The following is a 25,644-nucleotide window of genomic DNA, read 5'->3' as shown; positions in this document are numbered from 1 at the left end:
TTGATTATGCATATAAAGGATTGATTTTATCTGCATCAATACCATATTTACTAATTGCTTGAGCAACTACATCTTTGCTGATAGTACCCTGCTGTGCCAACTCGGTTAACGCAGCAATAACAACATAATGTGCATTTACTTCGAAATGTTTACGTAAATTTTCACGACTATCTGAACGACCAAAACCATCAGTACCTAATACACGATAACTTTGTGCAGGTATATATGGACGAACCTGTTCTGCAAATAGTTTAACATAATCTGTTGAAGCAATTGCCGGAGCATCATTCATTACTTGAGCAATATAAGGTACTTTAGCTTCTGCTTTTGGATGTAATAAGTTCCAACGATCCGCATTCGCACCATCACGAGCAAGTTCAGTAAATGAAGTAACACTGTACACATCAGATGTAACGCCGAAATCGTCAGCAAGTAATTTAGCCGCTTCACGAACATGACGTAAAATTGACCCTGAACCTAATAACTGAACCTTACCTTTGCCTTGACCAGTTACTGTTTCAAATTTATAGATACCTTTACGAATACCTTCTTCTGCACCTTTAGGCATTGCAGGTTGATCATAAGTTTCATTCAGTGTGGTGATATAGTAATACACATCTTCTTGTTCAGGCCCATACATACGACGCACGCCATCTTGTATAATAACAGCAACTTCGTAAGCAAAAGCCGGATCATAAGAAATACAATTTGGAACAACAGAAGATTGAATATGGCTATGACCATCTTCATGTTGTAATCCCTCACCATTTAAGGTTGTACGTCCCGAAGTACCACCAATCATGAACCCACGAGCACGTTGATCGCCTGCTAACCACATTAAATCACCTACACGTTGGAAACCAAAAATAGAATAATACACAAAGAATGGAATCATTGGCATATCATTTGTTGAATATGACGTTGCTGCAGCCAACCAAGATGCTGTTGCACCTTGTTCATTGATACCTTCTTGCAATACTTGTCCATCAATTGCTTCACGATAGTAAGATACCTGTTCACGATCTTGCGGAGTATAATTTTGTCCATGTGGGTTATAAATACCGATTTGACGGAACAAACCTTCCATACCAAAAGTGCGGGCTTCATCAGCAATAATCGGAACAATATGTTTACCTACAGATTTATTTTTCAGTAATACATTCAATGAACGAACAAATGCCATTGTAGTGGAAATAGGACGACTTTGTTCTTCAAATAATTGTGCAAATTCTTCTAATGCAGGAACATCCATTTGTTGTGTAAAGCGAGGTAAACGAGTCGGTAAATAACCGTTCAATGCTTGACGACGTTCATGAAGATATTTATATTCTTCTGTTCCTTCTGCAAATTTAACATAAGGTAAGTTATCAATTTCTGCATCAGATACCGGAACATTGAAACGATCTCGTACATGCTTAACGCCTGACATATCCATTTTTTTCACTTGATGAGCTATATTACGACCTTCGGCTGCTTCTCCCATGCCATAACCTTTGATCGTTTTAACCAATAATACAACCGGTTTATCTTTAACTTGTTTTGCTTTATTAAATGCTGCAAACACTTTTAATGGATCATGTCCACCACGATTAAGTGCAAAAATTTCATCGTCTGTCATTTCCGCAACTAATGCTTCTGTTTCAGGATAACGACCAAAGAAGTGTTTACGAACATAAGCACCATCTTTAGATTTGAAAGTTTGATAATCGCCATCAACAACTTCCATCATTAATTGTAATAATTTACCTGATGTATCACGTTGTAATAAACGATCCCAACGGCGTCCCCAAATAACTTTAATAACTTCCCAACCAGAACCATTGAATTGAGCTTCAAGTTCTTGAATGATTTTACCGTTACCGGTTACCGGACCGTCTAAACGTTGTAAGTTACAGTTGATAACAAAAACTAAGTTATCTAATTTCTCACGAGCAGCAAACGCAATTGCACCACGAGATTCTACTTCATCCATCTCACCATCGCCCAAAAACGCATAAACAGTTTGCTCTGAAGTGTCTTTCAAGCCACGATTATGTAAATATTTTAAGAAACGTGCCTGATAGATTGCATTCAATGGTCCAAGTCCCATTGATACAGTTGGAAATTGCCAGAATTCAGGCATTAATTTAGGGTGTGGATAAGAAGGTAACCCCTTGCCTTCAACTTCTTGACGGAAATTATCTAATTGCTCTTCTGTTACACGACCTTCTAAGAATGCACGGGCATAAATTCCCGGAGAAATATGACCTTGGAAAAAAACTAAATCACCACCATTTTTTTCTGTACGAGCTTTAAAGAAATGGTTAAAACAAACTTCATAAATAGTTGCTGAAGATTGAAAAGAAGACATATGTCCACCTAAATCCAAATCTTTTTTCGAAGCACGCAATACCATCATTATCGAATTCCAACGAATTGCACTACGAATACGACGCTCCAAGTCTAAATTACCAGGGTAATTAGGCTCTTCTGATGGAGGAATTGTGTTAATGTAATCTGTGCTTACACCCGTTGGTAATGACACAGAATTTGCACGGGCATGTTGCATCAATTGTTCTATAATATATTGAGCACGCTCAATACCTTCTTCACGAATTACTGAATCGATCGCTAATAACCAATCATTGGTTTCGACCGGATCTACGTCATTTTTCAATATATCTGACATAGTCTTTTCCTTATTGTGTTAAGTTAAAAGGTACGTTTAATTTATAACACTAAATTAAACAACGGATTGATAACTAAAATTCTGATAATGTTAGCAAAACTCACAACGAAACTAATCAAATCTAGTTTACGCCACAAATCTTAACAAATTTCGTAAATGTTATTAGATTTTTTGAAATAAAGATAGTAGTTTTTATATGAAAATAGAAAAAACACATGCTGTTCTTCCTTAAAAATTTATTGATATAAAAAAACGGATTAGCCACTACCAATCCGTTTTAAATAACACTATTCATTATTTTTTCAACAAGAGCACAACTGATTCGCCAGCCACAACCTCGCCAAACATTTTATCCATACTATTAATTTCATCCATATTTGAAATTACCAGCGGAGTTAATACTGATTTTGCCTTTGCTTCCAATGAAGCCAAATCAAATTCAATAATTGTTTCACCACGTTTTACTTGTTGACCTTCCTGAACAATACGAGTAAAACCTTCACCTTTCAATTCTACTGTATCAATACCAAAGTGAACAAATAACTCGACGCCATCTTTGGACTCTATTGAAAATGCATGGTTAGTTTCAAATATTCTACCGATTACTCCATCTACAGGTGCAACAATCTTATTCCCCGTAGGACGAATTGCTATGCCATCACCTACTATTTTCTCAGAGAAAACCACATCCGGTACATCCTCAATATTTACAATTGTACCTGATATAGGTGCATAAATTTCAACATCAATAGATTTGCTTTCCTTTGAACCAAATAATTTATCAAAAAAAGCCATTTAAACTTTCTCCTACTCATGAATAATTGCACTATTCTAGCGTAATTTTTTATCAAATGATATTAATTAAGTGCTTTTTCCACTAAAAAATCATTAACTAAGCTCAAAATACCTGCCGCAGTTGGTTGCTGTAATGCTTGCTCAGCAAGTAATTTAGCATCCTGATAATTCACATTGCGAATCAATTTTTTAATACGAGGTATCGAAATTGCACTCATACTAAATTCATCTAATCCCATACCTAACAATAACAATGTGGCATTTTCATCGCCTGCTAACTCACCGCACATTCCAGTCCATTTACCTTCCTCATGAGATGCATCTATCACGTGCTTAATTAAGTTTAATACAGCCGGTGTCATCGGATTGTATAAATGTGAAATTAATTCATTCCCACGATCAACCGCTAAAGTATATTGGGTTAAATCATTCGTCCCGATACTAAAAAAATCGACTTCTTTTGCTAAAAATTTTGCATTTATTGCTGCCGCCGGTGTTTCAACCATTACCCCAACTTGAAGATTCTCATCAAAAGCCTTACCCTCATCACGTAATTCTTGTTTCAAACTTTCAATCACAGATTTCAATTCTCGAATTTCTTCAACAGAAATAATCATCGGGAACATAACAGCTAATTTACCAAAAGCTGACGCACGCAATACTGCACGTAATTGAGCATGTAAAATTTCACGACGATCCATACCAATTCGAATCGCACGCCAACCTAAGAAAGGATTCATTTCTTTAGGTAAATTCAAATACGGTAAATCTTTATCTCCACCAATATCCATTGTGCGTAACACAACTAAACGACCATTCATTGCTTCAACAACTTCTTTATAAGCAATAAATTGTTCTTCTTCCGTTGGTAACTGATCACGATCCATAAATAAGAATTCTGTCCGATATAATCCGACGCCTTCAGCACCATTACGATCAGCTCCCTCACAATCACGAATAGTGCCAATATTAGCTACCACATCTACTTGATGTCCGTCTAAAGTCAATGCTGGCAAATCTTTCAATTTAGCTAATTCCGCTTTTTCTTCGGCTAATTGTCGCTCTAAAGCTTTCAAACGCTCAATTTCTTCTTGTGTCGGATTAACATAAATCGCATTATTAACCGCATCAAGAACGAGATAATCACCGGTATTGACTTTTGAAGTGATATCATTGGTTCCTACAATAGCCGGCAATTCAAGAGAACGAGCCATAATAGAAGTATGTGATGTTCGCCCACCAATGTCTGTAATGAAGCCTAATACTTTATCCAAATTTAATTGTGCTGTTTCAGAAGGGGTTAAATCATAAGCAACCAAAATCGCCTCTTCATTAATATCCCCTAAATCAACGATTTTCATACCTAAAATATTTTTAATCAAACGATTACCAATATCACGAATGTCTCCGGCACGCTCTTGTAGGTATTCATCGTCAATTTCAGACAACATAGCAACTTGTTGATCAATAATCTTACTTGCAGCAACGCCTGCATTGACCTTATTTGAACGTAAGTAATCTAAAATTTCTTCTTCCAGTTCTTCATCTTCAAGGATCATTAAATGTCCTTCAAAAATTGCAGCTTTTTCCTCACCTAAAGAGACTAAAGCACGATCTTTAATCGCAATCAATTGCTCTATAGCTGCCGTACGCCCGCTATAAAAACGAGCAACTTCAATGTCTATTTGCTCATCTTTTATTTTTTGCGTATCAAGAACAATCTTTTCTTCTTTAAGCACCAGTGCCTTACCAAATACAATACCTGGTGATGCTGTAATACCTGAAATCATATTAACCTTCCAAAATAATTTTAAATTACAATACGCTAAATAACACAATAGCCATAAACTTATTATTTATGAAAACATTAAGTTATGGCTAATAAATATATTGATTATTCTAGAGTAGGAATTAATGCAACTAAGTGTTCAACCGCTTTTTGTTCATCTTCACCATCAGCAGAAATCGTAATAACTGTACCTTGAGTCAATCCCAAGGTTTGTAACTTAAATAGACTCTTTGCACTAGCACTTTTGCCCGCTGAAGTTACTGTAATATCAGAAACAAACGCTTTGGCTTCTTTTACAAACTGTGCAGCTGGACGAGTGTGTAAACCATTTGGTGCAGTAATTTCAACATCTTTTGAGTACATAACTGTATCCTCTTAATTTAAATCATTCTACATGTAGTATCCTAACGCTTCAAAAACAATTCGTTAGTGTCAGTTCATATTTATTTTAAATAAAAAAATAAATCAGAGGCATAGTATCAAGTTTCAAATCAGAATAATCAAGGTAAACCACATTAAAATTTGAACTACATCACAAAAAAAGCTCCAAGTTGTTTATTAAGTATACAAAATATCTTCTTTAACTTAATTCGCCGATATAAAATGCCGTTGAGATTTAGTTTCGGACAAACTTGTAATTAGTCTATGATAATTTTCAAAACGTAAAGGATCGATTTTTCCTTCTTTCACTGCAAGCTGAATAGCACACCCCGGATCATGCAAATGTTTACAGTCTCGAAACTTACAAGTTCCCAAAAAATACTGAAATTCTCGGTAACCGTTCGTGATTTGCTCTCGATCTAAATGCCATAAACCAAACTCTCTAATACCGGGAGAATCTATCAAATTTCCTCCTTGTGATAAGTGATATAGGCGAGAAGATGTTGTGGTATGCTGACCTAGACCAGATACTTGACTGAGCTTACCAGTTTGTGCATTCACTTCAGGCAAAATATAATTAATTAAACTTGATTTACCCACACCTGATTGCCCAACAAAAATAGACGTCCCCTCAGACAAAAGTGCGGTCAGTTTCTCCATATTCTCACCGCTCTTGGCAGAGATTAATAACGTTTCATACCCTATTTTCCGATAAATTTCGAGTTGTAAGCCAACTTCTATTCGAGCTTCACTACTCAATAAATCTGCTTTATTTACAACAATAACGGCTGGAATATTCGAGCTTTCACAAACAACTAAATAACGATCAATAATATTGAGAGATAAATTTGGTAATACCGCTGAAACAATAATAATACGATCAATATTAGCCGCAATCGGCTTTAAACCATCATAATAATCCGGGCGTACAATCTGATTATGTCGTGGTTGAACAGCTTCAATGACACCTCTTACACCTTGCAGTTGTTCCTTTCCTTTACGCCAAACGACACGATCGCCCACAACGACACTTTTCAATGTGCGGCGTAAATTACAACGAATAATTTCACCTTGCTCATTTTCTACATCTGCATGAACAGCATATCTTGTCACAACCGTTCCATCTTGAAAATCACCAAGCATATCATCTTGCCAATCAATATCTGATTTGTGCCGATGTTGATGACGATGTAATGTTTTTGCATTATTAGATTGAATTCGACGTTGTTGATTTTGGGTTAATTTACGTTTGCTCAAAGAGAAATCCTTAAAGTGCGGTCATTTTTCAGTTAGAATATAAGAAATCTTGTATAGGATACTCTTATTATGCAATTAGATAAACAAAATCTTATTTGGATTGACTTGGAAATGACAGGCTTAGATCCTGATAAAGAACGGATTATTGAAATCGCAACAATTGTAACAGATAAAGATCTCAATATTTTAGCTGAAGGTCCTGTTTTAGCCATTCATCAATCAAACGAACTTCTCAATAACATGAATGAATGGTGCGTGAAAACTCATACATCTAACGGCTTAATCGAACGGGTAAAAAACAGCAAATTAACAGAACGGGCTGCAGAATTACAAACCTTGGATTTTCTAAAAAAATGGGTTCCTAAAGGTGTTTCTCCTATTTGTGGAAATAGCGTTGCTCAAGACAAACGTTTTTTAATCAACTACATGCCTGAATTAGCTGAATACTTTCACTATCGTCATTTAGATGTAAGCACACTAAAAGAACTCGCATCAAGATGGAAACCTGAAATTCTAAATAGCTTTGAAAAAAAGAATTCACATTTGGCGTTAGATGATATTCGTGAATCCATTGCTGAATTAGCTCATTATAGGAATACCTTTATTAACTTAACAAACAAATAATTAATTCAACCAATAATCAAGCAAGGTTGCATTTTTTTAAATTTTAACCTTGCTTCTTAGTAAAATATTTGTATAATACGCTCCGTTCTTCAGGAATAAGCGGGAATAGCTCAGTTGGTAGAGCACGACCTTGCCAAGGTCGGGGTCGCGAGTTCGAGCCTCGTTTCCCGCTCCAAATCATAATAACCGATATAAAGTTCCCTGTTCATACTCCAATATGCCTTTTTCCATTCAAAATCTACATGTCTCATAATTATGCAATCCATACATATGATGAACACTAGCTCCGCTATTATTAAATAGCATAAATAATTTCTATAATCTTCAGGGCTTTTGATTGAAAAATCTTTTTCAAAATTCTTAATTTGAGTGATATTACATTTGACGAATGGGTTAGTTCGTTAAAAAATTGAGTTGTTCACGCTGTTCATCATATATCTCCGTAAATTAAAAGTTAATGGTTAAATCTGTTATTACTTTTTAATTGATTACCCCCTCTTGGCATTGATCAAAAATTTTAGCTTCTTTTTGAGAGAGTTACCCCATTATTATCCTAAATTATCCTAAAATTTTATGGCAGTACTCATGCAGCTTGATAATAGTATGCTAACAATTAAGAAATGAACCATTTTTTCAGGCATATACCCTTATTGATTACTCAGTAAATCCAAACTAGTCGAGAAGGGTTCTCTGTATTTACCTGAAAATAGGTTGATAGCAAAAAACAGAGAACGGTGACAAGCCCCTACCCACAGGCTAAGCTGTCCATTCAAAACTATCTATCACGTGTTTAAATTTTGGATCTTCTTTTAGAATGTAACTTTTATTTTTTCTACAACCATCAACGACTAACTTCACGATTTAAGTACAAATACAAGCAATTTCTTTGAATATAAACTCACAATTGTTAAAAGAATTTGGATACTGGAGGGAAAAATTATTTAATTAACACCAAATAATAGGTGTTCGAATTTCATCTTCAAATTATATAGTTACTATAATCTGACCGCACTTTATAAAGCGTAAAGTGCGGTCATTTTTTAACTATTCTATTCTTTCACCATGGCAACTTAAATCCAAACCTTGACGTTCTTCATCTCGCTCCACTCGTAACCCTACGGTTTTGTCAATTATTTTTAATAAAACAAAACTACCTGATGCACTAAAAATGATAGTAATTAGAACACTCTCAATTTGTGTCCAAAGTGTAGTTTCAGTAGCTGAAATATCAGGAGATACGAATATGCCTGTCAACACCGCTCCAACAATCCCGCCTAAACCGTGAATACCAAACGCATCGAGCGTATCATCGTATCGAAACCAATATTTGAGCTTCATTACACCGACAAAACAGACCGCACTTGTTATCATACCTATGAATAAAGCACTTTGTACCGATACAAAACCAGCAGCGGGCGTAATACCAACCAACCCTGCTACCGCTCCTGATGCCAAACCCAACGCAGACGGCTTGTGTTTACAAAATACTTCGACTAATATCCAAGTTAATGCTCCGACCGAGGCTGAAATCTGAGTAGTTGCCAATGCCATACCCGCTCTTGCATCAGCAGCAAGTGCCGAACCCGCATTAAACCCAAACCAACCAATCTGCAACATTGCCGTACCTATTAGAGTTAATACTAAATTGTGCGGCATCATCACTTCATGTCTGTAACCGACCCGTTTACCAATGACAATTGCAGCGACTAATCCTGCTACACCTGCATTAATATGAATAACGGTACCACCGGCATAATCCAATACCCCATCATTTACTAGCCAACCACCTATTCCCCATACCCAATGTGCGGTAGGAACATAAATCAAAAGTGACCATAATCCAACAAATAACAATAATGCCGAAAATTTCATACGCTCTACAGTCGCACCTGTAATGATCGCTCCAGCAATAATGGCAAAGGTCATTTGAAAAATCATAAAAACAGATTCCGGAATCGTTCCAGCTCCCGGATAAACAGTAAGCATTTTCTGTTCAGTAAACACATTTAAACCTTGCAGAAAAAAACGATCCATTCCGCCAATAAAAGCATTATTTGGTGTAAATGAAAGACTATAACCGAAACACAACCAAATAACGGCTATCAAACCGCTTACCGCAAAACTTTGTGCCATTGTCGACAGCACATTCTTTTTCCGAACCATTCCCCCATAAAATAATGCCAAACCGGGGATAGTCATAAATAAAACCAAGATTGCAGATATCATTACCCATGCAGTATCTCCGGAGGAGATATCCGAAATCGGCTTAATCCAATCAGATAACTCAGCAATGCTTGATGAAGAAAAAGAAAGTAATAATCCGAGTAAAATAAATTTTTTCATAATAACCACATCAATAAAATAAAAAATCAAAAGACGCCACGACCTGTTTCATGCGTATAAAAGTTCGCTTAATAGCAACATCGTATTCAGTACCTTGCTTTTCAGGATTTAACCTTCCATATTAAAGCATTAAGATAATATCATTAAATTAAATTTATCAAAATAACAATTATTAAAAATTATATTCATTAAACTTGATATTTATTAAATTTTTATTTAAAGATAAAGAGAGAATTTTAATATAAAACAAATTCTAAAAATATAAAAAGACTACTCAGTAGTTTGTTGTTTTGCATTTAATCATAAAAATCTGCCTCTAATCAGTTGGTTATTCCGTCCAACTTTTAGAGGCAGCTCACTTCAATATCTAAAATAGTCCTTTAAAATAAGGTCTAAAAGAACAGTATCTGTCTAAATCATTAGATAGATCACTATAAAAGAATTATCTCTATTTTTTATAACGCTTGAAAACCAAGCAGGCATTGGTTCCACCAAAACCAAAACTATTCGACATCACGGTTTCGAGTCCCGCATTCTCTTTTGTTTCAGTCACAATATTCATACCGACCGCCTGTTCATCTAAAGTTTCAATATTAATGCTGGGTGCAATAAAATCATGTTCTAACATTAATAAGCTATAAATCGCTTCATGAGCACCCGCCGCACCTAGTGAATGCCCCGTCATTGACTTCGTAGAAGAAATGGCAGGTTTTTGATCAGCAAATACGTTGCGAATTGCACCTAACTCTTTTACATCTCCGACAGGTGTAGACGTACCATGCACATTAATATAATCCACTGGCGTATCCACTGTTGCCAATGCTTGCTTCATACAACGCTCCGCACCTTCACCACTCGGTGCAACCATATCGTATCCATCAGATGTAGCACCATAGCCAACGATTTCCGCATAAATTTTAGCTCCACGAGCTAAAGCATGTTCTAATTCTTCAACAACGACTACCGCACCGCCACCGGCAATCACAAATCCGTCACGATGAGCGTCATAAGCACGTGAAGCTTTCTCAGGCGTTTCATTGTATTTAGTTGAAACCGCTCCCATTGCATCAAATTCAGTTGCACATTCCCAAGATAATTCTTCCGCTCCACCGGCAAAAACCACATCCTGCTTACCTAATTGAATTAATTCTACGGCATGTCCAATACAATGTGCAGAAGTAGCACAAGCAGAACTAATCGAATAATTCACGCCACGGATTTTATAAGGTGTTGCTAAGCAAGCCGATACACTAGATGCCATCGTTTTAGTTACTGCATAAGGTCCAATAGCTTTAACGCCTCTTGGACCTCTTACAGCATCACAAGCAACCATTTGGTTATGACCGGATCCTGTTCCCGCTCCGATGACAAGTCCGGTACGATCATTGGAAACTTGATCTTCCGTCAATCCAGCATCTTCGATGGCCTCTTTCATTGAGAGATAAGCATAAGCAGCAGCATCTCCCATAAAACGGAAAATTTTGCGTTCAATTAATTCAGCAGGGTTTAATTTAATTGTTCCCGCTATATGACTACGCATGCCCATCTTGACAAAATCCGGCATCACTTCAATACCTGATTTCCCTTTTTTTAAAGCTTCTAACACTTCTTGTTTATTATTACCAATACTAGAAATAATACCAAAACCTGTAACCACGGCTCTTCTCATAGAAACATTCCTTTACGTTAAAGAATAAAATAATCGGTCGCCAACTTACTATAAAATGAAAATATTTCAAGTCTTTCTTCGAATGTTCGACCAGTGAAAAAATTTTCGCTATTATAGCAAAAATCATGAATGCAACAAAAAAATTAGCTATATTATGTTTACAGTTACACCCGCCAAAATTTACCTGAATCAAGAAAAAACACCGGTATCAGAACAATTTAATGACGTTTATTTTTCCAACCAAGACGGTTTAGCAGAAAGCGAATACGTATTTCAGCAAGGTAATCATTTATGGGAACGCTGGATTGTCTATCAAGAAAAACATTTTGTCATTGCAGAAACAGGATTTGGTACAGGTTTAAATTTTCTTGCCGTAACAAGTTTATTTCGCCAATTTCGGCAACAATATTCTCATTCCCCACTTAAACATTTATTTTTTATTTCCTTTGAGAAATACCCTCTTCCCAAAGTTCAACTACAACAAATTCATCAATTTTACCCACAATTTTCTGCTTTATCACAACAATTATGCGATTATTGCTTAGAGGCGATACAAGGTTGTCAACGTTTTCATTTTGCTGAAACAACATTGGATTTATGGTTTGGTGATATTGTCGATAATTTGCCCCAACTGGGTGATTATATGCAAAATCGTATTGATGCTTGGTTTTTAGATGGTTTCTCACCCAGTAAAAATCCACAAATGTGGAATGATGAACTCTATCAACAGATGTTCTATTACAGCAAGCCACAAGGAACATTTTCCACATTTACCGCTGCAAGTGCGGTCAGAAAAGGATTAGTTTCTGCCGGATTCGAAGTACAAAAACGAAAAGGTTACGGCAAAAAGCGGGAATGTTTATGTGGTATTAAAAATGCTATTCCACAACAAAATACAAAAGCCCCTTGGTACTTAAGTCAGCCCGCCTCATTACTTTCTGAAGACATTGCAATTATCGGAGGCGGAATCGCTTCACTTTTCACCGCACTTTCACTATTAAAAAGGGGGGCAAAAATCACTCTTTATTGTGAAGATGAGCAACTTGCCCTCAATGCCTCCGGTAACAAACAAGGTGCTTTTTATCCCCAATTAAGTGATGACGATGATCGCAACATTCGTTTTTATGTTCATGCCTTTTTCTATGCTTTACAACAATTGCAGTGGGCAATTAAACAAGGTATAGAATTTGAACATGAATTTTGTGGTGTAGCACTTTGTGCTTACGATCACAAAAGTGCGGTTAAATTGGCAAAAATTTCTTCTTATCAATGGTCAAAAAGCTTGTATCAGAATTTAAATAAAGAGCAGTTAAGTGAAAAAATAGGGCTTCCTTTAGATTGTGCAGGAGGTTTTATTCCGCAGGGAGGTTGGCTTGCTCCACGTCAATTTGTGCAAAATACTTTCTCTTACTTACAACAACTTGGATTAGAGATCAAAACCTCACAAAAAATTACCGCACTTGACTACCGAAATTTACAATGGGTTTTAACCAATGAACAAAATGAAACCTTTAATCATCAAGTTGTTGTACTCGCCAATGGTTATCAAATTACAGATTTTGTGCAAACAGCTAAACTTCCTCTTTATCCCGTACGAGGTCAAGTCAGCCAAATTCCGACCAGTGCAAATTTACTGAAACTTAAGTCCGTACTTTGTTACGATGGCTATTTAACTCCGGCGGATAAAATGAAACAGAGTCATTGCCTTGGTGCAAGTCATATTCGCAATAACAAAGATCGCCATTTTAGCCATCAAGAACAACGGGAAAATCAGCAAAAAATTCAACAAAATCTAGCTTCTACCGATACGGATAAAAATATGGATTGGTTGCAGGATATTGATATATCAGCCAATATAGCTAGAATAGGTGTTCGTTGTTCAGTGCGTGATCGTGTGCCGATTATGGGGAATGTACCTCATTTTGAGCAACAATGTTTAGACTACCGAAACATCTTCAATTTACGTCGTCGTAAACAGCCTATTCCTGATGCAGCACAATGGAAAAATTTATATCTCATCGGTGCGTTAGGTTCAAGAGGGTTAACTTCAGCCGCTTTATTAGGTGAAACCCTTGCCTCTCTGATTTATGCAGAACCACTCCCTTTGAGCGAAGATATTCTACATAATCTCAGCCCAAATCGCAGTTGGATACGTAAGTTATTAAAAGGAACTGAAATTAAATAAAATTTAATTGGATGGATAACAATATGAATAATCTTGAACTGGAGCAACTTATCAACCAAAAACTCAATAGTGCCAATATCTCCGATTATGCACCCAACGGTTTACAAATTGAAGGAAAATCCAATGTGCAAAAAATTATTACCGGTGTAACCGCAAGCCAAGCGTTAATTGATTATGCCGTTGCACAACAAGCTGATGCAATTTTGGTTCATCATGGCTATTTCTGGAAAAATGAAAATCCTTGCATCCGAGGGATGAAAGGTAAACGCATTAAAACCTTGTTGCAAAATGACATCAATATGTATGGGTATCATCTACCGTTAGATACACACGCAGAGTTGGGTAACAATACACAACTTGCGAAGTTATTAGGTATTGAAAATTTACGCCCATTAGAAAATGGTAGTTTCAGTATTCCTGTTTATGGTGATTTAGTTGAGACGGTAAGCGGTGAAGAATTGGCTCAACGCATTGAAAAAGCATTAGGGCGTAAACCTTTATTTTGTGGTGAAAATGCACCGCACTTAATCCGAACTGTCGGTATTTGTACCGGCGGTGGGCAAGGTTATATTGATTTGGCTGCAACAAAAGGATTAGATGCTTTTATTACCGGCGAAGTATCGGAACAAACGATCCATTCAGCCAGAGAACAAGGCATTCATTTTTTTGCCGCCGGTCATCACGCAACGGAGCGTTATGGTATTAAGGCCTTAGGCGAATGGCTAGCTCAAGAATACGGTTTTGAAGTTGAATTTAAAGATATTGATAATCCAGCTTAAAGATCAGCGTACTCTTGCGTCTTTTGTTTTTTCTCTCATTTTGACTTATACTATGCCGACTTTTTAACTAACCGAATAAAGGGTTTTATTATGGGATTTTTAGCAGGTAAACGCATTTTAATCACTGGTTTGGCGAGCAACCGTTCTATTGCTTATGGTATTGCAACGGCAATGAAACGTGAAGGAGCTGAATTAGCGTTCACTTATTTAAACGATAAATTAAAAGCACGCGTAGAAGAATTTGCCCAAGAATTTGGTTCTACTATTGTTTTACCTTTGGATGTTGCAACAGATGAAAGCATCAAGGCATGTTTTTCACAATTAAAACAGCATTGGGACAAGTTTGATGGTTTTGTGCATGCTATCGCTTTTGCTCCGGGCGATCAGCTTGACGGCGACTATGTCAATGCGGCAACTCGTGAAGGCTATCGCATTGCACATGATATTAGTGCATACAGTTTCGTTGCAATGGCACAAGCAGCCCGTCCAATGTTAAATCAAAACGCCGGCTTATTAACGTTGACTTATTTAGGTGCTGAACGTGCCATTCCAAACTATAATGTGATGTGTTTAGCGAAAGCCTCTCTTGAAGCGGCAACTCGTGTTATGGCGGCAGACTTAGGTAAAGACGGTATTCGTGTCAATGCTATTTCAGCCGGTCCAATCCGCACTTTAGCGGCATCAGGCATTAAAAACTTCAAGAAAATGCTGGCCACTTTTGAAAACACAGCCCCTCTACGTCGTACCGTAACTATTGAAGATGTAGGCAATTCAGCCGCATTCTTATGCTCAGAATTGGCTTCAGGTATAACAGGTGAAGTATTGCATGTTGATGCCGGTTTTAGCATTACTGCCATGGGCGACTTATGTGCAGAATAATCTACATTTAATCTTTTCTAGGGATGTTCAACTGAACATCCGTTTTCATTTATAGCGTAAGAATATGTTTCAAAATAATCCCCTACTTTCCCAACTCAAACAACAAATTCGTGATAGTAAACCGCATGTAGAAGGTATTGTAAGAGGTTCTGACAAAGCCTTCGGTTTCCTTGAGTGTGATAAAAAAAGTTATTTTATTCCGCCAATGGCAATGAAAAAAGTTATGCATGGCGACAAAATTAAAGCAGTGATTGAAACGATTGGCGATAAAGAACAAGCTGAACCGGAAGAACTCATTGACCCCATGCTAACTCGCTTTATTGCCAAAGTGCGGTTCAATAAAGACAAGAAATTACAACTTGTAGTCGATCACCCCCAAATTAATCAGCCAATTGGAGCGACACAAACAAAAGCCGTTAAAGAAGAATTACAAGAGGGAGATTGGGTTGTGGCACAGCTAAAAAACCATCCTTTACGTGATGATCGTTTTTTCTTTGCACACATTTCTGAATTTATTTGTCACGCTGATGACGAACTTGCACCTTGGTGGGTAACTTTGGCATATCATGAACAATCTCGTTATCCCGTGCAAGGGCAAGAAAGTTACCCTCTATTGGATCAACAAGAACGTGAAGATCTCACCGCACTTCACTTCATCACTATTGATAGTGAAACAACAAAAGATATAGATGATGCTTTATATATTGAGCCAATTAGCGAAAATGAAGCTCAAGTCGGTTGGAAATTAGTCGTTGCGATTGCCGATCCAACAGCTTATATTGATATTAATTCACAAATTGAACAAGATGCTAAACAACGTTGTTTCACTAATTACTTGCCGGGATTTAATATTCCAATGTTGCCTCGAGAGTTATCCGACGATCTTTGCTCTCTTTCCGAAAATGCTCAACGTGCCGCATTGGTTTGTTATATCACAACAGATTTACAAGGTGAAATTACCGCCACACCATACTTTGTCTCTGCTTATGTAATGTCGAAAGCTAAACTAGCTTATGATAAAGTGTCTGATTATTTAGAACAAAAAACAGGTTGTTGGCAACCACAAGATCCTGTTACTCAACAACAAATTGCGTGGTTACATGAGTTTACCTTAGCCAGATCACAATGGCGTAAAACTCATGCTTTACTGTTTAAAGAAAAACCGGACTACTCTTTTGTACTGGCAGAAAATGGTAAAGTACAAGAGATTAAAACGGAATATCGTCGCATTGCAAACCAAATTGTTGAAGAAGCAATGATTATTGCGAATATTTGTGCGGCACAATATCTGGATGAAAAAATTGGTTTTGGGATTTTTAATACTCATAGTGGTTTCGATAAAAAATTCTTGGAAAATGCACATCATTTCCTGCTGTCAAATTTAACCAACGAACAAAATCAAGCAGAATTGAAACAACGCTATTCTGTAGAAAATTTAGCAACTTTAAGTGGATACTGCAATATGCGTCATGATATTGGAGCAAGCGAAAATAATTATCTTGAATTGCGTTTACGTCGTTTCTTAACCTCTGCAGAATTTAAAACGGAATTAGCACCGCACTTTGGCTTAGGTTTGCAAGGTTACGCCACATGGACATCTCCAATTCGTAAATATTCGGATATAGTTAATCATCGCCTAATTAAAGCAAGTCTCACAACACAACAATATGAACGCCCTCAAGATAGTGTCTTACAACGTTTACAAGAGGCTCGTCGTCAAAACCGTTTAGTTGAGCGAGATATTGCAGATTGGTTATATTGTCGCTATTTAGCAGATAAAGTAGAACAAAAACAAATATTTCAAGCAGAAATACAAGATGTCATGCGTGGCGGATTACGTGTACTTCTATTGGAAAATGGTGCTTCCGTCTTTATTCCGGCATCAACCTTACACAGCAATAGAGAAGAACTTCAGGTCAATGCCGAGGAAATTGCACTTTATATTAAAGGAGAAAAAACATACAAAATTGGCGATATAATTCATGTTCAACTTGTAGACGTTAAAGAAGAAACGAGAAGCATTATTGGAAATATTGCTAACTAATTCCAGGTTGAGTACAATAAACCGCACTTTTAAGCCAATGAAAAAATTCTCTTATTCAGCTTTTTCTTCCTTGGCTTTTAAAAATTTTAATTAATTAAAACTAATAACACTAAGAGGGAACGTTATGGCTAAAATCATAAAAATCGAAAATGGCATAGTTTCTATTGGTATGCCTGATGGTTCTATCAAAGAAGTACCAAGAACAGCATTGGATTTTGAACCACAGGTCAGAGATGAAGTCGATGTATTCGGTACTGATGAAGCACCTGTTATTTTAAAAACAAAAAACACCTATGCTCAAACAGCCAAACCGGTAAATAAAATTGCTTATTGCTTACTGGCATTTTTCTTGGGTGGATTGGGTATTCATAAATTTTATGCCGGTAAAACGGGATTAGGTATTTTATATCTTTTATTCTGTTGGACTTTCATTCCCGGTTTTATCGCACTCATTGAATTTATTATCGGGCTAACAAAACCGGCAGATGACAATGGAAACATCATTCTTTGATTTTGCTGATTTTATAGATAAAACAAGGGGAAATTAAATATTTTCCCCTTTTGCTTTGTTACTGCTTATTCACTTCTTAGCGTTTCATAAATCCGTTCCGCCAACGCAGCAGAAATGCCCGGAACGGAGGAAATTTCTGCTAAAGTCGCATTTTTTACACCTTGCATGCCCCCTAAATATTTTAATAAAGCTTGTCTTCGTTTTGCTCCAACACCTTTGATGGCTTCTAGACCGCTTTGAGTAAAAGCCTGTTGACGTTTTTTACGATGACCGCCAATGGCATGATAATGACTTTCATCACGAATATGTTGAATAAGATGAAGGGCAAGGCTATCAGGCAATAAATTCACTTCCTTATTTTGTTTACTAATAATTAACGTCTCTAAACCTGCTTTACGATCTACCCCTTTTGCTACTCCAATTAAGAGCGGTTTATTTTTATCCCAAGATACATTTAATTGTGCAAAAACTTGTAAAGCACGGTTTAATTGCCCCTTTCCCCCATCAATAAAAATAATATCTGGAATTTTCTCATTTTCTAATGGGCGATCATAACGTTTCAACAAAGCCTGCTCCATAGCGGCATAATCATCGCCTGCAGTAATTCCGCTTATGTTAAAACGACGATAATCTGATTTCAACGGTCCTTCAGTATCAAAAACAACGCAAGAAGCTATTGTTTGCTCTCCCATAGTATGACTGATATCAAAACATTCCATACGTTTAATGGTAGTTAAAGACAAAAGTTCTTGTAATGCCTGATAACGCTCTTGTATTAAATTAGCTTGTTTAAGCTGTGTTACTAATGCGGCTTGTGCATTCATTTGAGCCAAATGTAAAAATTTGCTTTTATTGCCTTTCACATTATCTTGAATATTTACTTTACGTCCGGCTTGTTCTGTTAATAAAACCTCAAGTTCATGTTTTTCATTCAAAACATGATCAACAATAATGGTACTTGGTATAATCCGACCTTGATGCCCCTGTAAATAAAACTGTCCGACAAACGTTTCGGTTAATTCACTTAAATCCGTATTTGCCGGCACTTTGGGAAAATAACTGCGATTACCTAATACTTTTCCCTGACGAATAAATAAAACTTGTACACAAGCAATACCAAGCTGATAAGCAATTGCCAGAATATCCATATCATCTAAACGTTCGTTAGAAACAAATTGTTTTTCAATTACCGCACGAATCGCCTGAATTTGATCACGGAAATAAGCTGCCTGCTCAAAATTAAGTTGCATACTCGCTTGTTCCATTTTTTTGATCAAATGCTCCAACACTTGCTGATCTTTACCTTGTAAAAATAGCCGAGCAAAATCGACCTGTTGCTGATATTCTTCATCAGATACTAAACCATCAATACAAGGACCACTGCAACGCCCGATTTGATACTGCAAACAAGGGCGAGAGCGGTTGTTATATACCGAGTTTTCACATTGCCGAATAGGAAATAATTTTTGCAACAAAGAGAGAGTTTCACGTACCGCTCCTGCATGGGGATAAGGGCCAAAATACTCACCTTGTACTTTTTTTGAACCTCGATGCGAGGTAATTCTAGGATGACGTTCTTTCGTTAATAGAATATAGGGATAGGATTTATCATCACGTAATAAAACATTGTAACGGGGCTGAAAAGCTTTAATATAATTATGTTCAAGCAATAATGCTTCAGTTTCTGAAGCGGTGATTGTTGTTTCTATTGAATGAATATGCGAAACCAGTGCGGAAGTTTTTTTACTGTTCAAATTAGTGCGAAAATAGCTGGATAAACGCTTTTTCAAATCTTTTGCCTTACCAACATAAATCACCTGCCCTTTTTCATCAAACATTCGGTATACACCGGGCTGGTGCGTTACATTGGCAAGAAAGTTTTTGGCATCAAACATGAGATAAAATAGACCGCACTTTTTCTAAATCTTCTACCGTATCTACCCCAACGGCAGGAGCTTGTTTTGCTAATTCCACATGAATTCTTTCACCGTTCCAAAGGACACGCAATTGTTCAAGTCTTTCAATTTGTTCCAATGTTGTGGGTTGCCATTGTACATATTGTTTAATAAAGCCGGCACGATAAGCATAAATACCAATATGACGGAAATAATGTTGGTGCAATTGCAATTGAGATAAATCTGCTTTACCCAGTTGAACAAACTGATCTCGATCCCATGGAATAACTGCACGAGAAAAATATAAAACATAACCATCTTTATCTGTTAAAACTTTCACTACATTTGGATTAAATAACTCTTCCACATCTTCAATTTTTACTGCAAGAGTTGCCATATTCACTTGATATTTTTGTAGATTTTGTGCAACTTGACTCACAATAACAGGGGGAATAAGAGGCTCATCACCTTGAATATTCACAATAATTTCATCATCAGGTACAGCTAATTTTTCTATCACTTCAGCCAAACGTTCTGTACCTGAATTATGCTGAGAGGAAGTCATACAAACTTCTCCATCAAAACCACGAACTGCTCGTGCAACTTCCTCATAATCTGTTGCAACGACCACTCTTGTTGCACCGGATTGTTGTGCTTTTTCCCAAACGTGTTGGATCATTGGTTTTCCAGCAATGTCAGCCAAAGGTTTACCCGGTAAGCGACTGGACGCATAACGTGCGGGAATAATAACCGTGAAATTCATGAATATTCTCCTTATTACTGATTTTGTTGCTCAGGATTGGTTAAAGATGTAGACAAACCGATTGCCTGATCGGAAAGTAAAATTGGAATACCTTGTTTAATAGGGTAAGCAATATGATCAAAGTGACAAATAAGTTGCTCATTTTCACTGTCGTATTTCAATCGCCCTTGGCAAATTGGACATGCGACAATTTCTAATAATCTTCCGTTCATTTTTTCTCCTTTATTTGTTGTGAAACAACTTGCATAAATCGTTCTACCTCTTCTCCCTGAATATCAGCCTCAACCGGCACATACCACCAATTCGCCTGTGCAAAAGGACGACATTTAACCGCATCTTTTTCCGTCATAAAGAGCGGTTGATTTGAAGAGAAATATGAGAAATGTACTGCATCAAAATCCTGATGGTCTTGAAAACTTTGCGTTTTTTCAAGAGTTAACGCAAAATCTCGTAACATATTAAAAAAACGTTGCGGATAACCAATACCTGCTATTGCATTGAGAGGAATACGTTGAAAATCACGTAATAGTTTTTTCTCACCACTGACTAAATTAACGGCGAATTTAGGTAATAAGAGCATTAACGTATTACTATAACCTGTTAGTTTTCCATTATTAATAATTAAATCCACTTCCGCTAAACGATTTGGTAATTCTCTTAAAGGTCCTGCCGGCATAACAAAACCATTGCCAAATACCCTTTCGCCATCAATCACTACAATTTCAAAATCACGTTGTAATTTATAATGTTGTAACCCATCATCACTAATGATTAAATCACAATTAAACTGTGCCAGTAAAAGCTCAATTGCTTGTTGTCTATTCGGGGAAATACAAACAGGTACGCCTGTACGTTGTGCGATTAACAAAGGTTCATCACCGGAAATAGTTGGATTATCATCAATTTTAACTAAATATGGATAATACTCTGCTCGGCTACCGTATCCACGTGAAATAACGCCAACTTTAATACCTCTCGACTGAAATTGTTTTACCAACCAAATCGTTACAGGTGTTTTTCCATTTCCCCCTACAGATAAGTTACCCACAATCAAAACAGGAACAGGAGAGCGGTAGGATTTCAGCCAGTTTAATCGAAATAATCTCCGACGAATAACAGAAATAAACCAAAAGACCAAAGAAAATGGGAATAACAGCCAAACAAGTAACTTAGCTATAACGTGATTTTGATACCAAAAGAACATAATTAACCTATTTATTCAGTATGTTAAGGTGTGAATCCTTTGTAAATATCGGGATTTTTTAAATTTCATTATTAAAACAAAAAACAAGGTATTTTTCTACCGCACTACGAGCAAAACATTATCTCTTAAACTGCTTTTCAATGTGAACTATCATTTGCAAGGCAATATCAATTCCACTGGTTTTTTCGATCATTTCCAATCCGGGACTGGCATTGACTTCTAGCACTAACAACCCTTGTTTAGAACGGATCAAATCGACACCTGCAACATCTAGCCCTAAACATTTCGTTGCTTTTAAAGCCAGTACTTTTTCTTGTTCGGTTAACTGAATTTTTTCTGCACTTCCCCCTCGATGAAAATTGGCACGAAATTCATCTTCTTGTCCAATACGTTGCATTGTAGCAACAACTTTATCACCAATAACAAAACAACGAATATCCGTTCCTTGTGCTTCCTGAATAAAATCCTGCATTAATAACGGTACGTCTGCTTGAGTTAAAGTTTCCATAATACTCACCGCACTTTTACGATTTTCTGCCAAAATAACACCTATTCCTTGTGATCCGTGTAACGTTTTCAAAATCGTCGGCGATTGAATTTGCAAAATGGCTTGAGTGGCAGAAAATTCTGCACCTGACAATGCTGAATTAGGGACAGCAATACCTTGTTCAGTCAATAACTGTAAACTAAGCCATTTATCTCTGGCTTTTAAAAACGCAACATCATCATTTAAACAAAATACATTTTTTGTACGAAAATGTCGTAACACGGCACACCCCATTCTTGTGCTTGTAGAACCAAAACGAGGAATAATCGCATCATAATCCGGTAATAAATACGGCTCGCTTTTACTATTCACTTGATAATACAACTCAAAGTGCGGTGCATTTTTCGAGAGTTTTAATAAGCAACGATTAGGATCCAGAATATCTATCTGATGCCCATTATCTTCCGCACTTTCTTTTAAACGCTGACAACTGTAAAGGCGAGGTTCTCGACATAACATTAGTAATTTCATAGTAGTCCTCTTCTCTATAAAGTGGCAAAAAGAAGTTGAATAAAAAATACAAGGGCTACCGCAATCTCAATTAAACCGAGTTGTTTAGCTGAGATCTTCATCTTCGGTAAAAAATAGGCACGTATTGCTGGTATAACAAAAGCAAATGCAAGATAAAACTGTTGTATTGCAACAAAAAGAACAACACAAGCAACATGCCACAAGTAAGAAGCCAATAAATACTTAGGATTTTTTCGTTCACGCAAACAAGATTTGACATACAAAGTAGTGCCGATGAAATACAAACTTGGCAATAAAGCAACTAACCAAATTTGTTGAGTAAAGGTAAAAGTAGAAAAATAATAGCTTGCCATACCGGCAATAGCAAAGATAATTATCCCCGCCGAATCATTAATTAATGCTCGTTCATTTTTTTGTTTTACAAAATAAATATTGATGAAGCCAAAAGGTAACATTGCGATAAGAAAATATAAAATGTGCCAATTGTAGTAAAAAACAGGTAGTGCAAATATCAAACTTGTCGTGCCATAAATCAATGTGTATTTTTGATATTTTATAAAATTCGATTTTTTACCTTTGAACAAATGAAAAAAAGGATAGCTCATTAAATATAGACTAAACCAAGCCAAAAATAAAAAGGAATGCTGCCAAGTCGGTTTAGCCAAAAGCATACCATATAAAAATGGCATTAATGCCATTAAAGTTGCACCATGTTGGTTAGAAATCAGCAATTTCACACAAAATTTTCCACTACAATAATTCAAGAAAAACTTGCAGATCCTAGTCCATTTTTACAAAAATCGCTATAATCTTTATACATAATTTCATTATTCACTAAGGAGACATTATGGAAAAAATACAACGCTTTCATTCTAACGGACGGCTATCTGAAATAACGATTCACAATAATACTGCTTATTTTGCTGGACAAGTACCGGAAAATACTGATGTAGATGCCTATTTACAAACAAAAGAAGTATTAGGTCTAATTGATAAATTATTACTAGAAATCGGTTCAAATAAAAGCAACATACTCAATGCACAAATTTTTTTAGCTGATATGCAAGACTATCAAGAAATGAATAAGGCATGGGATGAATGGGTTGATTCTCATAATGCACCGACCAGAGCCACAGTGCAAAGTCAATTGGCTGACCCGAAATGGAAAGTGGAAATTGTTATTGTGGCAAAATGTTAATTTTTCATTCTTCAACATATAATGGCAGAACAAACAAAATTTATTCTGCCATTACTATCCTTAAACAAGCATTTTCATATCAAAAGTGCGGTCGAAAATAACGCTATAAATTAACTATTTCTAATTATTTTATAAAAATGAACTTTATAAAAAGTAGGACTTTACTTATACTAGGCAAAAATTTTTCTTGTTACATTTTATTAACTTTCTAATGCTCAATCGCTACTTGACTATCTCAATTAGAACAAGTCAAGTCTGTTTATATTTTACTAATTTGATTAATTAATAAAATATAAACAGATTTTTAAATTTTAGAAGGTACTTCTTATGAGTATTTATACTTACATTTGTTTTCTCTCTACCATATCGATTTTAATCGGTTTTGTCACTCAAAAAATCAGTGACCGTATTCAATACACAATTGCAATCACCGCAACAGCAACTGTAGGTTCACTGATATTACTAATCGCAGGATCCACTAATTTATTCCATTTAGACGACATTGCTCAAAACGTTATGCAACGCATTGATTTTAAAGATTTCCTATTAAATGGCATCTTGGGATTTTTACTTTTTGCTGGTGCATTGGGAATTAAATTACCTGTATTAAAAAGCCAAAAATTGGAGATCACAATATTAGCTTTGTTTTCAACGATAGCATCAACTCTCTTTATTGGAGTTTTATTTTACGGAATATCTGCCTTATTAAGGCTGCATATAGATTTTATTTATTGTATTTTATTTGGCGCTCTCATTTCGCCGACAGACCCTATCGCTGTATTGGCCATCATTAAAAACTTAAAAGCACCAAAAAAATTATCCATGAAAGTAGAAGGTGAATCTTTATTTAATGATGGTGTAGGATTAGTTATTTTTACAACTATTTTTACCGTTGCATTTGGTGGACATGAGCCAACTGCAATGGAGATTACAAAACTCTTCTTAGCTGAAGCCGTTGGTGGAATTTTCTTTGGCTTAATCTTAGGTGTTATTGCTCATTTTCTGATTTCAGCTACCGATGACGGAAGTTTAGAAATCTTACTCACTTTAACCATTCCTACTGCTGGCTTTATGTTAGCAAATTTGCTTCATGTTTCTGGTGCCTTGGCAATGGTTGTAGCCGGAATTATGATTTCCAACTGGACAAGACACTCCGGTTTTTCAGAACAAAGTCAACACTATCTTGATCACTTTTGGGAAATGATTGATCATTTCTTAAATTCACTTTTATTCTTATTAATTGGCTCTGCGATGTTATTGGTGAACTTTACTTCACAAGCGATCATCTTAAGTCTAATCGCTATTCCGGTATGTTTGTTTTGTCGTTATGCAAGCGTATGGATCCCATTCAAATTCTTAAGTATGAAAACTGTGTACAATCCTTATACTTTACGAATTTTAACTTGGGGAGGCTTACGAGGCGGTCTCTCTCTTGCCATGGCACTTTCTATTCCTGCAACGAGTGCATTTTTAGAAAATATCGGTATGAATGTGCGAGATTTATTTATTATTATTACTTACAGCGTTGTTCTCTTTTCAATTTTAATTCAAGGCACGACAATAGAAACAATGATCAGAAAATCCAAAGAAGCAACTTTGCAAAAACGAGGTTATATAGGGTTAAAAAATCAGACTTAAAAAC

At 36.3% G+C, this 25,644-nt stretch carries 21 protein-coding genes and 1 tRNA gene; 9 read left to right on the top strand and 13 right to left on the bottom strand.

All coding sequences use genetic code 11. The annotated features are described in order from the left end of the window. Positions 1 to 4 precede the first annotated feature (4 nt). The 5 genes from aceE to rsgA all read right to left on the bottom strand — a co-directional run bounded on the left by aceE (position 5) and on the right by rsgA (position 6,890). Entirely contained in the window at positions 5 to 2,668 is a 2,664-nt protein-coding gene (gene aceE, locus HSM_RS05240) for a pyruvate dehydrogenase (acetyl-transferring), homodimeric type (RefSeq protein ID WP_012340209.1), read from the bottom strand. Positions 2,669 to 2,962: 294 nt separating this feature from the next. Beyond that, a complete protein-coding gene (gene crr, locus HSM_RS05235) occupies positions 2,963 to 3,463 on the bottom strand; it encodes a PTS glucose transporter subunit IIA (RefSeq protein ID WP_012340208.1) in 501 nt (166 codons plus the stop codon). A 62-nt stretch (positions 3,464 to 3,525) separates the two neighbouring features. Then, the gene (ptsI, locus tag HSM_RS05230; protein WP_012340207.1) at positions 3,526 to 5,253 is read right to left on the bottom strand and encodes a phosphoenolpyruvate-protein phosphotransferase PtsI; all 1,728 of its coding nucleotides are present in this window, start codon (positions 5,251 to 5,253) and stop codon (positions 3,526 to 3,528) included. 104 nt (positions 5,254 to 5,357) lie between these two features. Then, a complete protein-coding gene (gene ptsH / locus HSM_RS05225; protein ID WP_011609253.1) occupies positions 5,358 to 5,615 on the bottom strand; it encodes a phosphocarrier protein Hpr in 258 nt (85 codons plus the stop codon). Positions 5,616 to 5,837: 222 nt separating this feature from the next. After that, positions 5,838 to 6,890 (bottom strand): small ribosomal subunit biogenesis GTPase RsgA, encoded by a 1,053-nt coding sequence (gene rsgA, locus HSM_RS05220; protein ID WP_012340206.1) that lies wholly within the window; start codon positions 6,888 to 6,890, stop codon positions 5,838 to 5,840. A gap of 69 nt (positions 6,891 to 6,959) precedes the next feature. On the opposite strand from rsgA, the gene orn reads away from it, so the two are divergent. Together orn and HSM_RS05210 are read left to right on the top strand one after the other, a co-directional pair. Continuing rightward, positions 6,960 to 7,514, top strand: a complete 555-nt coding sequence (orn, locus tag HSM_RS05215) for an oligoribonuclease (RefSeq protein ID WP_012340205.1) — start codon at positions 6,960 to 6,962, stop codon at positions 7,512 to 7,514. Positions 7,515 to 7,613: 99 nt separating this feature from the next. Continuing rightward, positions 7,614 to 7,689 (top strand) — tRNA-Gly (locus tag HSM_RS05210). 869 nt (positions 7,690 to 8,558) lie between these two features. Here HSM_RS05210 and HSM_RS05205 read toward each other — a convergent pair. Then, positions 8,559 to 9,857 (bottom strand): ammonium transporter, encoded by a 1,299-nt coding sequence (locus HSM_RS05205; RefSeq protein WP_011609256.1) that lies wholly within the window; start codon positions 9,855 to 9,857, stop codon positions 8,559 to 8,561. 448 nt (positions 9,858 to 10,305) lie between these two features. Next, positions 10,306 to 11,526 (bottom strand): beta-ketoacyl-ACP synthase I, encoded by a 1,221-nt coding sequence (fabB, locus tag HSM_RS05200; protein WP_011608821.1) that lies wholly within the window; start codon positions 11,524 to 11,526, stop codon positions 10,306 to 10,308. 154 nt (positions 11,527 to 11,680) lie between these two features. On the opposite strand from fabB, the gene mnmC reads away from it, so the two are divergent. The 5 genes from mnmC (at position 11,681) to HSM_RS11220 (ending at position 17,924) form a co-directional block, all read left to right on the top strand. Further along, the gene (gene mnmC / locus HSM_RS05195) at positions 11,681 to 13,711 is read left to right on the top strand and encodes a bifunctional tRNA (5-methylaminomethyl-2-thiouridine)(34)-methyltransferase MnmD/FAD-dependent 5-carboxymethylaminomethyl-2-thiouridine(34) oxidoreductase MnmC (protein ID WP_012340203.1); all 2,031 of its coding nucleotides are present in this window, start codon (positions 11,681 to 11,683) and stop codon (positions 13,709 to 13,711) included. Between the two features lie 23 nt (positions 13,712 to 13,734). Beyond that, positions 13,735 to 14,490: a Nif3-like dinuclear metal center hexameric protein gene (locus HSM_RS05190; protein WP_041605273.1), complete on the top strand. Its 756-nt coding sequence runs from the start codon at positions 13,735 to 13,737 to the stop codon at positions 14,488 to 14,490. A gap of 90 nt (positions 14,491 to 14,580) precedes the next feature. Then, on the top strand, positions 14,581 to 15,369 hold the full coding sequence (locus HSM_RS05185) for an enoyl-ACP reductase FabI (protein ID WP_012340201.1): 789 nt from the start codon (positions 14,581 to 14,583) through the stop codon (positions 15,367 to 15,369). Positions 15,370 to 15,433: 64 nt separating this feature from the next. Continuing rightward, positions 15,434 to 17,413: an exoribonuclease II gene (rnb, locus tag HSM_RS05180; RefSeq protein WP_012340200.1), complete on the top strand. Its 1,980-nt coding sequence runs from the start codon at positions 15,434 to 15,436 to the stop codon at positions 17,411 to 17,413. A 124-nt stretch (positions 17,414 to 17,537) separates the two neighbouring features. Further along, complete coding sequence (locus tag HSM_RS11220) at positions 17,538 to 17,924, top strand: TM2 domain-containing protein (protein WP_012340199.1); 387 nt, start codon at positions 17,538 to 17,540, stop codon at positions 17,922 to 17,924. A 65-nt stretch (positions 17,925 to 17,989) separates the two neighbouring features. Here the strand turns inward: HSM_RS11220 and uvrC are convergent, their stop codons facing one another. From uvrC to HSM_RS05145, 6 genes are all read right to left on the bottom strand, one after another. After that, positions 17,990 to 19,819, bottom strand: a complete 1,830-nt coding sequence (uvrC, locus tag HSM_RS05170) for an excinuclease ABC subunit UvrC (RefSeq protein WP_012341797.1) — start codon at positions 19,817 to 19,819, stop codon at positions 17,990 to 17,992. Next, positions 19,812 to 20,582 carry a 3-deoxy-manno-octulosonate cytidylyltransferase gene (gene kdsB / locus HSM_RS05165; RefSeq protein ID WP_012341796.1) on the bottom strand — a complete coding sequence of 257 codons (771 nt, stop codon included), beginning with the start codon at positions 20,580 to 20,582 and terminating at the stop codon, positions 19,812 to 19,814. Before kdsB ends, uvrC begins: the two co-directional genes overlap by 8 nt. 14 nt (positions 20,583 to 20,596) lie before the next feature. Further along, on the bottom strand, positions 20,597 to 20,794 hold the full coding sequence (locus HSM_RS05160; protein WP_012341795.1) for a Trm112 family protein: 198 nt from the start codon (positions 20,792 to 20,794) through the stop codon (positions 20,597 to 20,599). After that, positions 20,791 to 21,786 carry a tetraacyldisaccharide 4'-kinase gene (gene lpxK / locus HSM_RS05155; protein ID WP_012341794.1) on the bottom strand — a complete coding sequence of 332 codons (996 nt, stop codon included), beginning with the start codon at positions 21,784 to 21,786 and terminating at the stop codon, positions 20,791 to 20,793. Before lpxK ends, HSM_RS05160 begins: the two co-directional genes overlap by 4 nt. A 118-nt stretch (positions 21,787 to 21,904) precedes the next feature. Further along, the gene (locus tag HSM_RS05150) at positions 21,905 to 22,804 is read right to left on the bottom strand and encodes a RimK family alpha-L-glutamate ligase (RefSeq protein WP_012341793.1); all 900 of its coding nucleotides are present in this window, start codon (positions 22,802 to 22,804) and stop codon (positions 21,905 to 21,907) included. Positions 22,805 to 22,818: 14 nt separating this feature from the next. Continuing rightward, positions 22,819 to 23,541, bottom strand: coding sequence for a YwiC-like family protein (locus tag HSM_RS05145; RefSeq protein ID WP_012341792.1), 723 nt, complete (start codon positions 23,539 to 23,541; stop codon positions 22,819 to 22,821). Positions 23,542 to 23,651: 110 nt separating this feature from the next. Between HSM_RS05145 and HSM_RS05140 the strand changes: the two genes are divergently transcribed. Beyond that, on the top strand, positions 23,652 to 24,002 hold the full coding sequence (locus tag HSM_RS05140) for a RidA family protein (protein ID WP_012341791.1): 351 nt from the start codon (positions 23,652 to 23,654) through the stop codon (positions 24,000 to 24,002). Between the two features lie 327 nt (positions 24,003 to 24,329). After that, positions 24,330 to 25,640, top strand: coding sequence for a cation:proton antiporter (locus HSM_RS05135; protein WP_011608808.1), 1,311 nt, complete (start codon positions 24,330 to 24,332; stop codon positions 25,638 to 25,640). Positions 25,641 to 25,644: the final 4 nt, after the last annotated feature.

Source organism: Histophilus somni 2336 (genome assembly GCF_000019405.1).
Taxonomy (GTDB): domain Bacteria; phylum Pseudomonadota; class Gammaproteobacteria; order Enterobacterales; family Pasteurellaceae; genus Histophilus; species Histophilus somni.
This window is presented reverse-complemented; position numbering and strand designations above follow the sequence as displayed.

Excerpts from the sequence above, each read along its gene's own strand:
- aceE (WP_012340209.1), bottom strand. The coding sequence starts at position 2,668 with ATGTCAGATATATTGAAAAATGACGTAGATCCGGTCGAAACCAATGAT.
- crr (WP_012340208.1), bottom strand. The coding sequence starts at position 3,463 with ATGGCTTTTTTTGATAAATTATTTGGTTCAAAGGAAAGCAAATCTATT.
- ptsI (WP_012340207.1), bottom strand. The coding sequence starts at position 5,253 with ATGATTTCAGGTATTACAGCATCACCAGGTATTGTATTTGGTAAGGCA.
- ptsH (WP_011609253.1), bottom strand. The coding sequence starts at position 5,615 with ATGTACTCAAAAGATGTTGAAATTACTGCACCAAATGGTTTACACACT.
- orn (WP_012340205.1), top strand. The coding sequence starts at position 6,960 with ATGCAATTAGATAAACAAAATCTTATTTGGATTGACTTGGAAATGACA.
- HSM_RS05205 (WP_011609256.1), bottom strand. The coding sequence starts at position 9,857 with ATGAAAAAATTTATTTTACTCGGATTATTACTTTCTTTTTCTTCATCA.
- fabB (WP_011608821.1), bottom strand. The coding sequence starts at position 11,526 with ATGAGAAGAGCCGTGGTTACAGGTTTTGGTATTATTTCTAGTATTGGT.
- mnmC (WP_012340203.1), top strand. The coding sequence starts at position 11,681 with ATGTTTACAGTTACACCCGCCAAAATTTACCTGAATCAAGAAAAAACA.
- HSM_RS05190 (WP_041605273.1), top strand. The coding sequence starts at position 13,735 with ATGAATAATCTTGAACTGGAGCAACTTATCAACCAAAAACTCAATAGT.
- HSM_RS05185 (WP_012340201.1), top strand. The coding sequence starts at position 14,581 with ATGGGATTTTTAGCAGGTAAACGCATTTTAATCACTGGTTTGGCGAGC.
- rnb (WP_012340200.1), top strand. The coding sequence starts at position 15,434 with ATGTTTCAAAATAATCCCCTACTTTCCCAACTCAAACAACAAATTCGT.
- HSM_RS11220 (WP_012340199.1), top strand. The coding sequence starts at position 17,538 with ATGGCTAAAATCATAAAAATCGAAAATGGCATAGTTTCTATTGGTATG.
- uvrC (WP_012341797.1), bottom strand. The coding sequence starts at position 19,819 with ATGTTTGATGCCAAAAACTTTCTTGCCAATGTAACGCACCAGCCCGGT.
- kdsB (WP_012341796.1), bottom strand. The coding sequence starts at position 20,582 with ATGAATTTCACGGTTATTATTCCCGCACGTTATGCGTCCAGTCGCTTA.
- HSM_RS05160 (WP_012341795.1), bottom strand. The coding sequence starts at position 20,794 with ATGAACGGAAGATTATTAGAAATTGTCGCATGTCCAATTTGCCAAGGG.
- lpxK (WP_012341794.1), bottom strand. The coding sequence starts at position 21,786 with ATGTTCTTTTGGTATCAAAATCACGTTATAGCTAAGTTACTTGTTTGG.
- HSM_RS05150 (WP_012341793.1), bottom strand. The coding sequence starts at position 22,804 with ATGAAATTACTAATGTTATGTCGAGAACCTCGCCTTTACAGTTGTCAG.
- HSM_RS05140 (WP_012341791.1), top strand. The coding sequence starts at position 23,652 with ATGGAAAAAATACAACGCTTTCATTCTAACGGACGGCTATCTGAAATA.
- HSM_RS05135 (WP_011608808.1), top strand. The coding sequence starts at position 24,330 with ATGAGTATTTATACTTACATTTGTTTTCTCTCTACCATATCGATTTTA.